Annotated in this window: 13 protein-coding genes; 3 read left to right on the top strand and 10 right to left on the bottom strand. The window is 63.8% G+C overall.

All coding sequences use genetic code 11. The features are described from left to right. Positions 1-12 precede the first annotated feature (12 nt). On the bottom strand, positions 13-1272 hold the full coding sequence (locus tag R9B84_RS05940; protein ID WP_027787261.1) for an IS256 family transposase: 1260 nt from the start codon (positions 1270-1272) through the stop codon (positions 13-15). A 212-nt stretch (positions 1273-1484) separates the two neighbouring features. Here R9B84_RS05940 and R9B84_RS05935 point away from each other — a divergent pair, with 212 nt between their 5' ends. After that, positions 1485-2102: a type VI secretion system amidase effector protein Tae4 gene (locus R9B84_RS05935; RefSeq protein ID WP_423759563.1), complete on the top strand. Its 618-nt coding sequence runs from the start codon at positions 1485-1487 to the stop codon at positions 2100-2102. A gap of 739 nt (positions 2103-2841) precedes the next feature. On the opposite strand, the gene R9B84_RS05930 is transcribed toward R9B84_RS05935, so the two are convergent. From R9B84_RS05930 to R9B84_RS05915, 4 genes are read right to left on the bottom strand one after another with little or no spacing between them, the layout of a single operon-like run. Further along, positions 2842-3885 (bottom strand): GlxA family transcriptional regulator, encoded by a 1044-nt coding sequence (locus tag R9B84_RS05930; RefSeq protein WP_423759562.1) that lies wholly within the window; start codon positions 3883-3885, stop codon positions 2842-2844. A 22-nt stretch (positions 3886-3907) separates the two neighbouring features. After that, positions 3908-4714 (bottom strand): ABC transporter ATP-binding protein, encoded by an 807-nt coding sequence (locus R9B84_RS05925; RefSeq protein ID WP_423759561.1) that lies wholly within the window; start codon positions 4712-4714, stop codon positions 3908-3910. Between the two features lie 21 nt (positions 4715-4735). Next, entirely contained in the window at positions 4736-5449 is a 714-nt protein-coding gene (locus R9B84_RS05920; RefSeq protein WP_423759560.1) for an ABC transporter permease, read from the bottom strand. Then, on the bottom strand, positions 5446-6135 hold the full coding sequence (locus R9B84_RS05915; protein ID WP_069745783.1) for an ABC transporter permease: 690 nt from the start codon (positions 6133-6135) through the stop codon (positions 5446-5448). The genes R9B84_RS05920 and R9B84_RS05915 overlap by 4 nt, the downstream gene beginning before the upstream one ends. Before the next feature lie 399 nt (positions 6136-6534). On the opposite strand from R9B84_RS05915, the gene R9B84_RS05910 reads away from it, so the two are divergent. Both R9B84_RS05910 and R9B84_RS05905 read left to right on the top strand, forming a co-directional pair. Next, on the top strand, positions 6535-6831 hold the full coding sequence (locus R9B84_RS05910; protein ID WP_423759559.1) for a BrnT family toxin: 297 nt from the start codon (positions 6535-6537) through the stop codon (positions 6829-6831). After that, entirely contained in the window at positions 6815-7111 is a 297-nt protein-coding gene (locus R9B84_RS05905) for a BrnA antitoxin family protein (RefSeq protein ID WP_423759558.1), read from the top strand. The genes R9B84_RS05910 and R9B84_RS05905 overlap by 17 nt, the downstream gene beginning before the upstream one ends. Positions 7112-7114: 3 nt before the next feature. Here the strand turns inward: R9B84_RS05905 and R9B84_RS05900 are convergent, their stop codons facing one another. The 5 genes from R9B84_RS05900 to hpnI all read right to left on the bottom strand — a co-directional run bounded on the left by R9B84_RS05900 (position 7115) and on the right by hpnI (position 12451). Further along, entirely contained in the window at positions 7115-7672 is a 558-nt protein-coding gene (locus R9B84_RS05900; RefSeq protein ID WP_047900222.1) for a lipoprotein, read from the bottom strand. Positions 7673-7759: 87 nt separating this feature from the next. Continuing rightward, positions 7760-8809 carry an HpnL family protein gene (locus R9B84_RS05895; protein ID WP_423759557.1) on the bottom strand — a complete coding sequence of 350 codons (1050 nt, stop codon included), beginning with the start codon at positions 8807-8809 and terminating at the stop codon, positions 7760-7762. Continuing rightward, entirely contained in the window at positions 8806-9690 is an 885-nt protein-coding gene (gene hpnK, locus R9B84_RS05890; RefSeq protein WP_423759556.1) for a hopanoid biosynthesis-associated protein HpnK, read from the bottom strand. The genes R9B84_RS05895 and hpnK overlap by 4 nt, the downstream gene beginning before the upstream one ends. Before the next feature lie 3 nt (positions 9691-9693). Then, positions 9694-11136, bottom strand: a complete 1443-nt coding sequence (hpnJ, locus tag R9B84_RS05885) for a hopanoid biosynthesis associated radical SAM protein HpnJ (protein WP_423759555.1) — start codon at positions 11134-11136, stop codon at positions 9694-9696. Between the two features lie 139 nt (positions 11137-11275). Further along, positions 11276-12451: a bacteriohopanetetrol glucosamine biosynthesis glycosyltransferase HpnI gene (gene hpnI / locus R9B84_RS05880; RefSeq protein WP_065500428.1), complete on the bottom strand. Its 1176-nt coding sequence runs from the start codon at positions 12449-12451 to the stop codon at positions 11276-11278. Positions 12452-13041: the final 590 nt, after the last annotated feature.

Genomic DNA, 13041 nt, shown 5'->3' with positions numbered 1-13041 from the left:
GCGGGTTAAAACTCAGATTCCGATACTAAAGCGCTCTGGGTAAAGCAGCGCGAACTGGGTCATCGCGCTCTTCCAATCGTGCCGGGAGCCGGTCCACTTGGCAACGACGTTGCGCAGCGCCAGCCAGATCAGCTTCAGCGCGGCCTCGTCCGACGGGAAGTGGCCGCGCGCCTTGATGATCTTGCGAAGCTGCATGTGCAGCGACTCAATGGCGTTCGTGGTGTAAATGATCTTCCGGATGTCCGGCGCGAACGCGTAGAAGGGAATCACCTGCTCCCAGGCTCGCCGCCAGAGCGCGGCAATTGGCGGGTATTTCGTGCCCCACGGTCCAGCGTCGAACGCGTCCAGCGCCACGGCGGCCGCCTCGGCCGTCGGTGCCCGGTAGATCTCCTTGAGCGCGGCGGCAGCCGACTTGCGATCTTTCCAGCTCGCGAAGTCCAGCGAGTTGCGGATCAGATGCACGATGCAGGTCTGAACCGTCGTTTCCGGGAACACGGTGTTAATCGCTTCCGGGAAGCCCTTCAGGCCGTCGACCACGGCGATCAGGATGTCCTGCACGCCACGCAGTTTCAGGTCGTTGACGACCCGCAGCCAGAACTTGGCGCCCTCGGTCTGCTCGATCCAGAGGCCGAGCACATCACGTGTGCCGTCGCGGCGCACGCCGAGCGCCAAGTAGATCGCCTTGTTGCGGACCACGCCTTCGTCGCGAATCTTGACGCGCAAGGCGTCAAAGAACACGACCGGATACATCGGCTCGAGCGGCCGCTGCTGCCATTCACGCACTTCGTCGATCACCGCGTCGGTCACTGTACTGATGAAGTCCGGCGATACCTCGATGCCGTACATCTCCAGCAGGAACCCCTGAATCTCCCGCACGCTCATGCCGCGCGCGTACATCGCGATGATCTTGTCGTCGAAGCCGGTAAAACGTCGCTCGCCCTTGGCAATGAGCACCGGATCGAACGTTCCTTCGCGGTCACGCGGAATCTCGACGTCGAGCAGGTCGTCGTCGGTCGTGATGCGCTTGCGACTGGTGCCGTTGCGGTGGTTCGTGCTGTCCGACGGCTTGGCCTCGCCCTTCTCGTAGCCGAGATGGTGGGTCAGTTCGCCGCCCAGCGCCCGCTCGAAGATCGCCTTCTTGAGCGCGGCAAGCTGCTCGTTGATCGTCGCCCGGTCCAGCGTTCCGGGCACCAGTTGCTTGATCAGTTCCGGGTCCAGGTTCAAGCCCTTGCCCGGTTCGATCGTCACTTCTTCCTTGCGTTTGCGTGGCATAAAAGTGGCTCCTTGGTCGCCAGTTTATGCCTCGCACACAAAGTTTCGGATAGGCTCCCCCTACTACATCGAGACGGCAGACGGCCGCGTCCATTCCGGCGTGCTCGATGCGAGCGGCGAGCTACCGCGCGTCCACACCGGCGACGGATCCGGAGACTACACCGTCTATTGGGGAGACGAAGCAATTGCACAAAAGCACACCGGGGTAAGCCATGCCTAATCCATCCACCAAGATCCGCACGAACAACACACCAAAATCAAAGAAATCTGTACAGCTTCAAGCGCTGTCCTTTCAAGACCTTTGGAACGCGTACCCGAAGAAAGACCCCTACGACGACCCTACTGGCGAATATGAGAATCAATGCGCCATTCGCATGAGCGTCACGTTTCACAGTATCGGAAGCGACATGAAGTCGTTTTCGCAAAATGTGTTGAAGCCGATGCCGGGAAAGAAGACGTTAGGCCGTCTGATACTCGGTGGCAAATCGACAGCGACACGCGCGTACGAGCTGGCTGAATGGTTAAAGCTTCGCCCGTTCCTGGGCCTTGGCAAACCTGAAGACATCACTGGCCGAGATTGGCAAGACAGGGTTAAAGACCGAACCGGTATCATCTACTTTTTCGGCTACTGGCGACAGGATGGCGACTCGACCGACGTACTGAGCGGCGGTCATATCGACTTGTGGAACAAGGACACGCTTACGCCATCCGTCGTAAGTTTCTTACGCTTCCGCATTGGTATGTCGCGATTCCGAAACCCACTGACAAACAACAACTGGTTCTCCGACCTTGCCAATTCCAAAGAAATCCTTTTCTGGGAAGTGAAATGAAACGTATGGTGCTCGCTGTACTGGGGTTCATATGGGGCTTGCTCGTCACATGGGTGACCATCTACTCCCTCAATCACATCCATTGGCCCGAGGTGAAATCACATGCGACAGGTTGCAACGACATGGAACACTGCACATCGCATGCGAAGTTCCTGTGGGGTATGTTCGCCATGCTGTTATGGCCCGCTGTCTCATGCGCGATATTAAACGCGGTAGCGTATAAACGATGGTCGGGACGTCGCTGGGGCGGAGCGTTTTTCGTTGTAACGTTGTTCGCCACGCTGTTCTATTGCAAGCCATACGTCGCCCCCTACTTGGGTCTTGCCGGCTAACCCCTATCGCTGCTCTTGGGGATCGGATGTGCGCCGTCGTCGTCCATTTGTCGCACGCCTCCTGGCAAGGTCACCGCAAACACCATCACCACGCGACTTGAGGCACCTTGCAGCCGAGCGTAGCGAGGATGGAGCTGGCGGGCGGTATACCGCTCTGTTGGGTGGTGAGTGGTGTCAGAACCATTGCTCGAACCACTCCGGTCTCCTGACTGGCGCGGACACTTAGGCGGTGGCCACTCCGATGGCTATGGCACCGGGAAGTCATGCGTTCTCACAGCGCCTTTCTTTTGGTTACTTTTCTTTGGCAAGACAAAGAAAAGTAACCGCCGCCCCGCGCAGGGGCGACGCTAATAGACCGACACGATCACAGGTGCTTCACGAAAACCGCAAGCAATCCACCCAAAAACTCACTCCTTCCCATCGCGCTCAACAAGCGCGCCGCCCCGAGGCTCCGCGCCGCCGCCAGTCTGCTTTTCGAGCCACGCTCGCCGATCTTCCCGGGGTGTCACCCCGAACCTTTCCCGATAGGCATTGGAAAAATGCGCAGCAGAAGAAAACCCACAAGCGAGACTGACCTGCACGACCGACTTGCTGGTCCGCTGCAACTGAGTACGAGCCTTGAGCAACCGCAAATTGAGGTAATACTTCGACGGCATCGCGCCAAGATACTGCCGAAAGAGCCGCTCCAATTGCCGGCGTGAAACGCCCACCAATCCGGCGATCTCATCGGTAGTCAAAGGATCCTCGATATTGGCTTCCATCAACAGCAACGCATCGTTCAACTGAGGATGCCGCTCGCCAGGCGCAGTCACAAAAGGAATCCGCTGGCGTTCCTCGCCACTCCGCAACGTCCCCGCACCGAGCGCATCGGCGATCCTCTCGGCGAGATCGACACCATGTTCCCGGCCAATCATGGCCAGCATGAAATCCACGGTAGCCTGCCCACCCGCGCACGTCGCGCGGTCCCGATCGATCTCGAAGATCTGCTGCGTGACGATCGACCGCTCGAACTGCTCGGCGAACTGCTGATACGTCTCCCAGTTCACGCTCACGCGATAACCGGAAAGCTGCCCGGCCATCGCAAGCCACCACACGCCGTGGTGAATGCCGGTCACGACCGGCGTGCGCTGCCCGACCCGCGCGAGACTCGCGAGAAACAGCCGGTAATCGGCGAACTGCTGGAACCGCTCGGACACGACGATCAGCCAGTCGCACGCGATCGCATCGTTGAACGCCGCATCGGCATGCCACTGCGCACCGCCCGCGAGCGTCACGGGCCGCCCGTCCCACGAACACACCTGCCAGCGGTACAGCAACCGCCCGTCGATCTCGTTCGCAAGATTCAGCGCATCGACGATCGGACCCACGCCCGACATCGACACGGGCGGCAAGGCAACGATCACCACCTGCGTCGTGCGGGTGGCGCCTGCGGGACGAGACACCGGTACCACGTATGAAACCCGCCCTGTCGCGTTACTTGAGGCTGCCCGACAGGAACTGCTTCAGCCGCTCGCTCTGCGGGCGCACCAGCACTTCCTTCGGATCGCCCTCTTCCTCGGTCCGCCCCTGATGCAGGAACATCACGTGGTTCGACACGTTGCGCGCGAAACCCATCTCGTGCGTGACGACGATCATCGTGCGGCCTTCCTCGGCAAGCTTCTGCATCACCTTCAGCACTTCACCGACCAGTTCCGGGTCGAGCGCCGACGTCGGCTCGTCGAACAGCATCACGTCCGGATGCATCGCGAGCGCACGCGCGATCGCGACACGCTGCTGCTGGCCGCCCGACAGGTGCGACGGATACTGCTTCTCGACGCGCGGTGCGAGGCCGACCTTCTCCAGGTATTCGCGCGCGCGCTCCTCGGCTTCCTTCTTCGAAATGCCGAGCACGTGCACGGGCGCTTCCATCACGTTCTCGAGCACGTTCATGTGCGCCCACAGATTGAAGTGCTGGAACACCATCGCGAGCTTCGTGCGGATCCGCTGAAGCTGCTTGTGATCGGCGACTTCGAGCGCACCGGCGCGGTCGGTCTTCGTGCGGACGGTCTCGCCGTCGACGACGATCTGCCCCGCATTCGGCCGCTCGAGGAAATTGATGCAGCGCAGGAACGTGCTCTTGCCCGAGCCGCTCGCGCCGATGATGCTGATGACGTCACCGGCCTTTGCGTTCAACGACACGCCCTTGAGCACCTCGTTGTCGCCATAGCGCTTGTGAATGTCGACCGCCGCAAGCTTGGTGGAAGTGGAAGCGGAAGCGCTCGTTTGAGTGATCTCGGCCATCTGGCTCTCCTCGAATTGAAATCAGTGACGGCCGGCCGCGAGATACGCGAGCCAGTGGCGCTCCGCACGGCGAAACGCCGCGACGAGTGCGAAAGATACCGCAAGATAGATCAGCGCGGCGATTCCGAACGACTGGAACGCCATGTAGGTCGCGGAATTCGCATCGCGCGCGACCTTCAGGATGTCGGGCACGGTCGCGGTGAACGCGACGGTCGTCGCGTGCAGCATCAGGATCACCTCGTTGCTATACAGCGGCAGCGCGCGGCGCAGCGCCGACGGCAGGATCACGCGGCGGTACATCGTGAACGGCGTCATCCCGTATGCCCGCGCAGCCTCGACCTCGCCGTGCGGAATCGCGCGGATCGCCCCCGCGAAGATCTCGGTCGTGTACGCGCAGGTATTCAGCGCGAACGCGAGAATCGCGCAGTTGAAGCCGCTGCGGAAGAACGCGTCGAGCAGCGAATGCGAACGCACGAATTCGAGGCTATACATGCCGGTGTACATCAGCAGCAACTGCACGTAGAGCGGCGTGCCGCGGAACACGTACGTGTAGAACCGCACGGGCATCGACACCCACTTCTTCTTCGACACGCGCGCGACCGCGAGCGGCACCGCGCACACGAAGCCGATCGAAATCGACGCAACGAGCAGCCACAGCGTCACCGCAAGGCCGGAGAGGCGCTGGCCGTCCCAGTAAAGGAACGCCTTGCCGAATTCCTGGAGGATCTCGATCATAGTTCTGCGTGCCGCACGCCCATGGAATAACGCTTCTCGAGCTGGATCAGCACGAGGTTGGAAACGGTCGTGATCGCGAGGTAGATCAGCGCCGCGACGAGGATGAAGAAGAACATGTTGAACGTGCTCTTGCCGGCGTCCTGCGCGGCCTTCACGACGTCCGCAAGGCCGATGATCGACACCAGCGCGGTCGCCTTGACGAGCACCTGCCAGTTGTTCCCGATCCCGGGCAGCGCAAAGCGCATCATCTGCGGAAACATGATCCGCGCGAACACGCGCGCGCCGCTCATCCCGTATGCGGCACCCGCCTCGAGCTGGCCGCGCGGCACCGACAGGAACGCGCCGCGAAAGGTCTCGGTGAAGTACGCGCCGTAGATGAACCCGAGCGTCAGCACGCCGGCCACGAACGGGTCGATATCGATCTGGTCCCAGCCGACGAGGTCGGTGAACTGGTTCAGCCAGATCTGGATGCTGTAGAACAGCAGCAGCATCAGCACAAGATCGGGCACCGAGCGGATCAGCGTCGTATAACCGGTCGCGATCGCTCGCAGCACCCGGTTGTGCGACAGCTTCGCCACCGCGCCGATCAGCCCCAGCGCCACCGCAGTGGCGAGCGACAGCACCGACAGCTCGATGGTCTGCACGGTGCCGGCCCAGAGGACAGGACCAAAGCCGTAAAGGAACACGCGCGTCTCCAGAGTTGGAATGGATGCCGACGCGAATGCCTGTCCCGCGCCGGGCTGACGCGGATAGTCGCAAGCGAAATTGATTGCCTCAAATCACCTTGCATGCGATTGCTGCATCGCAGCAATCCGCCCCGCCATTTGCGACCCCAGCCTACGCCGCTGTTTCAAAAGGAAAAAAGCCGCTTCCTGACAGTCGGATGACACGCAGGGAAGCGGACTTTTTGCAATTTTCCGGTCGCTTTTTCGATATAGCGCCGGACTGGCCATCAGGCCGAATGGGCACGTCCCGACCCACGCCACACAATCGCTCGCTCATGCCCGCGACGCGATGCGCGCCGATTCGATGCCACCCGCGGCGGCACCCTACTTTTTGCATCTACAAAAATTTCTTGCCACCTCATGTTTTCGCATCCACAATTAGTCGAAATTCCGTTCGTTTTCGATGATGCCAAGGATCTGTCGAACCGACTGAAACATGGCATATCGCTGCGAATGGCCGAATTCGCCGAGTGGGAAGCAGCGTGCGCGTGGCCGGATGTCCGTCGTGATTACGGCGAGACGCGGTGGATCTGCCTGGTGCCGATCGGCGCACGCCTTCACACGGCGATCGTCGTCCCGCGCGGCCGCGCGCTGCGTGTCGTCAGTCTGCGAAAAGCCAACAACCGAGAGATGATTCGATATGAAGAAGGCGGTTAAATTCATACGCAACACGCCCGAGGAAGAAGCGGCGATCGCGCGCGGCATCGCCGCCGATCCGGACGCCCATGAACTCAGCGACGAAGAAATCGATGCGATGGAGCCATTCGTCGAGGTCGTCGCGAAAAAATTCGGGCGCCCGAAGCTCGAGCACCCGAAGGAACAGGTCAGCATCCGCTACGACGCAGACATCCTCGCCGCGTTTCGGGCAGACGGCCCCGGTTGGCAGACACGCATGAACGACGCGCTGCGCGAATGGCTGGAGAAGCACCGCGCGTGAACGTCACCGCCCTTTCAGGATGTCGGAGCGCGAAGTCGTATAGACAAGCCCGTCCGGGCCGAAATGAACGTTGAAGAACGCGTCGGTGTTGACGCCGTCCTCGAGCCAGCGCCAGCTCCAGACCGTCTCGGGCTTCAGCGGATACTGCGCGATGTCGCCGGGCTTGCCGAGCAGGCGCCGCACCTCGTCCTCGTTCATCCCGGGGCGCACCTTCGCGAAATTCTCGGCGGTCAGCACCTGCGTCGCGCCGGTGTAGCGGCCGTTCGCATCGAGATCGACGAACCACGTCTGGTTGCCCATCGGGCCGCGCGGATATTCGAAACGCTTCGAGCCGTCGGTAAACTCGCGCTCGGTCTCGGGCTTGCCCATCGTGCCGCGTACGTCGGCCTCGGTCGATTCGCCGACCTTCAGCCCCTTCAGCAGCAGCGGCGCAGGCTTGATCGCGTTGAAGAAGTCCCTGATACGTTGCACGTCGAGGTTACCTTGCTTGTCGTCGCAGCCAGTCAGCGCCAGCGCGGCGGCCAGCATCGTCACGGGAAGCAGCCGGAAACGGAAAATCATCGGAAGAATTGCGCGTCGAGAAAACACGCGGCAAGCATACCCGCGCGACGCCAAAAGCGCGAGACGGGCGCGCAGCCCGTCTCGTGTTCAATGCGTCGTTTCGGTTTGAGTTTCGGTTTCAGGCGTGCGGCTCGCCGGATGCGGCGCGCGCGGCACGGCCCGCGGCACGCCGATACGGCGGCGCGTGCGCACGAGTTCGGCGAGCTGCCACGAACCGAGCGCCAGGCAGCCGAACAGCACCTCGCGGCCGCGCTTGACCAGCGCGAGCGACAGCGCCGTCTCGCGATCGACGCCGAACATCTGCGCGAGCAGCACGACGGTTGCCTCCTGCACGCCGAGGCCGCCCGGCACCATGAACGCGGCATGCCGCACGGCCTGCGTCATCGCCTCGATCGCGATCGCGCCGCCGATCGACACCGGATGGCCGAGCAGCGCGAGCGCCCAGTAGATCTCGAGCGCACCGAGCACGTAGCCGGCCAGTTGCCAGAAGAATGCGCTGAACAGCAGGCCGGTGCGCGACATCAGCCCGTCGATGTCGGCGTCGAGCCGGCGGCCGTCGACGCCCTGCAGCAGCCGGTGCGAATCGCCAAGCAGGCGGCCCGCGAAACGCTCGATCGCATGGAAGATGCCGCCGCGCCGCATCAGCACGACGCCGAGCACGGGCAACGGCAGCGTCAGCAGCAGCGCGAGGCCGATCGTGCCGCCGCCCATGTTGTCCGTCGTCGACAGCAGCAGCACGAGACCGAGCGCCGCGAACGCATACTGGACGACGATCGTCACGAGCACCTCGACGATCACCGACGCCGTCACGCGGCTCGCGTCGGGCACCTGCCAGCGCGCGAGCCGGATGCCGACCAGCTCGCCGCCGATCCCGACCACGGGCAGCAGCCGGTTCACGGCCTCGCGCACGGTCGCGATCCACCACAGGAACGGCAGCGAACTGCGCCGCTCGAGCAGCAGGTGCCACGCATACGCATCGAGCAGCAGCGGCAGCGCGTGGAACGGCACGAGCCACAGCAGCGCGTAACCGGCGCGCGCGAGCATCTGCGACACGTCGCCGACGCCTTCGTGCAGCCCCAGCGCGAGCAGGATGCCGATGCCGATCGGCCAGCCGAGCCACTTGATCCACTTGGTCATGACGGCTGCGCTCCCGGTGCGCGCGGCGCATGCGTGCCGCGCCGTGCCGCGCGCTGGCCGAACACGTCGGCAAAACCGCCGGTCGCGACGCCCGCGGCCTTCAGCGCGGCCGCGACGCGCGGCGACAGCAGCGCATCCAGTTCGTCGACCGGACGGTAACCGGCCATCGTCGGCGTGATCGGGCCGTCGCCGGCCTCGGCCGGATGGCAGTAGATCTCGCCGACACCCGGCGGCAGCGACGCGAGCGCGTCGAGCAGCACGGCCTCGTCCATCGCGCCGGTGTGTTCGATCCCGACCACGTAGTCGTTGTGCGCGAGCCCCGCGCGGTCGAGCCGCGCGCGCACCAGCGCAATCCACGGCTTGAGCAGCGCGGGCGCGCTCGTCTCGTACGGCAGCCGCACCGCGCGCAGCCCGTAGTCGCGGCCGATCTCGATGATCATCGACAGCACGGTCGGATGCAGGTGGAAATGCTTGTGCGCGTTCACGTGGTCGAGCGGCAGGCCGCTCGCCGCGAACGCGTCGAACTGCGCGCGGATCTCGCGGCGCAGTTGCGCACGCACGTGCGGCAGGAAGAAGAAACGACAGCCGTCCTTCGCCATCGCGTCGCCGAACCGCCCGTCGGGGCCGACGAGCGCGGGAATGTCACGCGCGGGCAGCGTGGCCGGCCCATCCGCGAGGACGAGATGCAGGCCGACCGCGAGCGACGGCAGCCGCCGCGCGCGTTCGATCGCATCCTGCGCGGCGGGCGCGCCGACCATCAGGCTCCCGGCGTTCAGCACGCCGTCGCGGTGCGCACGCTCGACCGCCGCGTTGACGCGCGGGTGCAGCCCGAAGTCGTCCGCGGTGAAGATCAGCGCCCGCGCCGCCGGCTGCGTCGCCACGAATCAGGCCTCGTGCGCGCGCAGGAAGCGGAAGAACTCGACGCCTTCGCGCAGGCGGCGCTTCATCATGTCCCAGCTCGTCAGCATCTCGCGGACGATCTCCCAGATCTTCGACGGACGGAAGTAGAACTGGCGATAGAACTGCTCGAGGTGGTGATAGATCTCGTCGCGCGACAGATGCGCGTAGCCGATCGCCGCGAGCTGCACGCCTTCCTTGCTCACCAGGTTGATGGTCTTGTTCTCTTCCATCCAGCCGTTTTCCACGGCCTGCTTGTAGAGCGTCGTGCCCGGATACGGCGCGGCGAGCGAGACCTGGATCGTGTGCGGATTGATTTCCTTCGCGTACTCGATCGTCTTCTTGATGGTCTCCAGCGTCTCGCCCGGCAGGCCGAGAATGAAGGTGCCGTGGATCTTGATGCCGAGCCTCTTGCAGTCCGCGCTGAAGCGGCGCGCGAAATCGGTGCGCACGCCCTTCTTGATGTTCACGAGGATCTGGTCGTCGCCGGATTCGAAGCCGACCAGCAGCAGGCGCAGGCCGTTTTCCTTCATGACCTTGAGCGACTTGTACGGCACGTTGGCCTTCGCGTTGCACGACCACGTCATGCCGAGCTTGCCCAGACCGATGGCGATGGCTTCGGCGCGCGGCAGGTCGTCGGTGAAGGTGTCGTCGTCGAACATCAGTTCCTTCACTTCCGGCATGTTGTCGCGGATCCACTTCGCTTCCGCGATCACGTTCTCGACCGAGCGCGTGCGGTAGCGATGGCCGCTGACCGTCTGCGGCCACAGGCAGAACGTGCAGCGCGACTTGCAGCCGCGGCCCGTGTAGATCGACACGTACGGGTAGTTCAGGTAGCCGATGAAGTAGTTGTCGATCTTCAGGTCGCGCTTGTAGACGGGCGCGACGAACGGCAGTTCGTCCATGTTCTCGAGGATCGGACGCGCTTCGTTGTGCTCGATCGAGCCGTCCTTCGCGCGCCAGCTCAAGCCCTGGATCTCGGGGAACGGCTTGCCTTCCGCGATTTCCTTGCAGGTGTAGTCGAATTCCTCGCGGCACACGAAGTCGATTGCCTCGCTCGCCGTGAGCGAGTTGTGCGGATCGACCATCACCTTCGCGCCCACCATGCCGACCAGCATCGACGGCTTCATCTTCTTGAGATCCTGCGCGAACATCGCGTCGGTCGGGAACGACGGCGTGCTCGTGTGGATGATCACGAGATCGTAGTCGTTCGCGATCTTCAGCGTTTCCTCGACCGACAGGCCGTCGGCCGGCGCATCGACGACGCGGCTGCCCGGCACGAGTGCGGCCGGCTGCGCGAGCCACGTCGGATACCAGAAGGAACGGATTTCGCGCTTCGCCTGGTAGCGCGAGCCGGCTCCGCCGTCGAAGCCGTCATACGAAGGGGCCTGCAAGAACAGCGTTTTCATGAATGCTCCGGTAGCCTGCATAGTTCGTTTCGATTCAACGATTCAGTCAATAAACCGCGGGCCGCCCTGCCGGCGCCCGCCTCTCTCTGTCATGTCGCGTCGCGCGGCTTCGCCGCGCAGCGCGTCTCGGCCCTCGGGCCAGGTTCGTCCGGGAGCGGCCCTAGCGGCCGTCTGCCCCTTCCACGGCCGCCGTCGCGCGTTCGCCGCCGACGACCGTCATTCTCGCGCCGCGCCACACGACATGCGTGCCGAACGCGGCCGCGAGCCACTCGAGCGCGAGCAGCGTGTCGCGCACCGCGACGAGCGGCAGGTCGCGCCAGAACGCGCGCCAGCCGTCCTCGCCGCGCGCATGCAGCACGAGCCGCCCGAATGCGCCGACGGCGGCCGCGGAACCTGCCAGCGTACCCGCAAACGTCCCGTCGAGACGCAGCGCCAGCGCCGCGCCGATCGCGAGCCACGGCACGGTAAATGTGATGAACAGGAACGCGAAGCCGGCCGGGTTCAGCGACCGGATCGTACGCAGCCAGCGCGTCTCGCGGTGCCACAGCGGCCCGAACGACGGCTCGATCACGTCGGTCGCGACCTCGACCTCCGACAGCACGGTGCGCCGCCCGAGGCGGCGCGGCAGCTCGGCCAGCCAGAAATCGTCGGCCAGCTCGTCCTTCAGCGCGAGAAAGCCGCCGATCCGGTCGAGCGTGTCGCGCGTCAGCGCGAGGGTCGCACCGAAGCCGAAGCGGCTCGAGCGGCCGAGGTGCGTGATCCGCACCGACGGCGCGAACCATGCATCGACGAACTGCGCGCCGATTCGCGTCCAGAACCCGCCGACGCTGCGCGCATGATACAGGCACGTGACGACACCGACCGACGCATCGGCGAGCGGCGCCGTCACGCGCTCCAGATAGTCGGGCTTCACCGCGATATCGCTGTCCGCGATCACGATGCGACCGTATTTCGCGCGCGCGGCGAGGTTGATCAGGTTGCTGACCTTCAGGTTCTTGCCGTGCACGCGCGCGTCGATCACGAGCGTGATGTCGCACTCGGGATAGTCGGCGCGCAGCCGCTCGACGACGGCCACCGCCGGGTCGGCCGCCGACGCGACGCCGAACAGCACTTCATGGCGCGGGTGGCGCTGTTCGCAGAAAGTCGCGAGATTTTCGTACAGGTGCGGCTCCGCGCCGCACAGCGGCTTGAGCACGCTGACCGGCTCGAAGCCGTCGCGCGCGGCCGTGCGCGGCGTGCGCGGCCGCGGCGCAAAGGCGGCGACCAGCGCATAGCCGGCCGCGGCCAGCGTGAACGCGATCAGGAGCCAGTCGAGCAGCGTGGCCGTTGGCGTCATGCGCGACGCCTCCCGGCGACCAGAACGCCACGGCGAACGCTTGCGCGTGATTGAGCGTAATGCGGTATTCGGACAACGACGAATGCGGGCACGACCCGACTCCTTGTTCCAGCAGCGTCTGTGTTTGGGGGAGGCACGACCCGTTTTCGGGTGTTGCCATGCCCGGCTTCGCGTGGCGCATCTCCGCGCGACGCCCGGACGGGATGCGGGAAGATTCGAATAGCTACCATCGGCACAACATGGGCAGGCGCCGGATTTTAGCAGTCCGCGGCACCCCGCGCTCGGCACTACGAGAAACGGACTGGTGCAATTCCGGCAAAGCTGCGCAGTCGGAGAACCATTTGGGCGCAACCGCGTTCACATTAGCGTAAGCACTTTGCAGGCGTATTGCAGTCTTGAAAATCAAACGTTTCGTGCAAATTTGTAGGTCGATGCGGATTCACATCCAATCGCGGTAAAGATTGGTAATTAGTCAGCGATTGAATTGATTTTTGCAACAATCAACGAAGTCGACCCTGCATCCCTGTCATGCGCATGGGTATCGGCGCGCCCCCAGCACGTTCCGGAACCCTTTGGCAAAATCCTTGGCA

It is taken from the genome of Burkholderia sp. NLJ2 (assembly GCF_049487195.1).
GTDB classification, from domain to species: Bacteria; Pseudomonadota; Gammaproteobacteria; order Burkholderiales; family Burkholderiaceae; genus Burkholderia; species Burkholderia pyrrocinia.
This window is presented reverse-complemented; position numbering and strand designations above follow the sequence as displayed.

Bases quoted from the DNA above. Each gene is read 5' to 3' on its own strand.
- R9B84_RS05940 (WP_027787261.1), bottom strand. From the start codon at position 1,272: ATGCCACGCAAACGCAAGGAAGAAGTGACGATCGAACCGGGCAAGGGC.
- R9B84_RS05900 (WP_047900222.1), bottom strand. From the start codon at position 7,672: ATGATTTTCCGTTTCCGGCTGCTTCCCGTGACGATGCTGGCCGCCGCG.
- hpnJ (WP_423759555.1), bottom strand. From the start codon at position 11,136: ATGCAGGCTACCGGAGCATTCATGAAAACGCTGTTCTTGCAGGCCCCT.
- R9B84_RS05895 (WP_423759557.1), bottom strand. From the start codon at position 8,809: ATGACCAAGTGGATCAAGTGGCTCGGCTGGCCGATCGGCATCGGCATC.
- R9B84_RS05920 (WP_423759560.1), bottom strand. From the start codon at position 5,449: ATGATCGAGATCCTCCAGGAATTCGGCAAGGCGTTCCTTTACTGGGAC.
- hpnI (WP_065500428.1), bottom strand. From the start codon at position 12,451: ATGACGCCAACGGCCACGCTGCTCGACTGGCTCCTGATCGCGTTCACG.
- R9B84_RS05910 (WP_423759559.1), top strand. From the start codon at position 6,535: ATGTTTTCGCATCCACAATTAGTCGAAATTCCGTTCGTTTTCGATGAT.
- R9B84_RS05935 (WP_423759563.1), top strand. From the start codon at position 1,485: ATGCCTAATCCATCCACCAAGATCCGCACGAACAACACACCAAAATCA.
- R9B84_RS05925 (WP_423759561.1), bottom strand. From the start codon at position 4,714: ATGGCCGAGATCACTCAAACGAGCGCTTCCGCTTCCACTTCCACCAAG.
- R9B84_RS05905 (WP_423759558.1), top strand. From the start codon at position 6,815: ATGAAGAAGGCGGTTAAATTCATACGCAACACGCCCGAGGAAGAAGCG.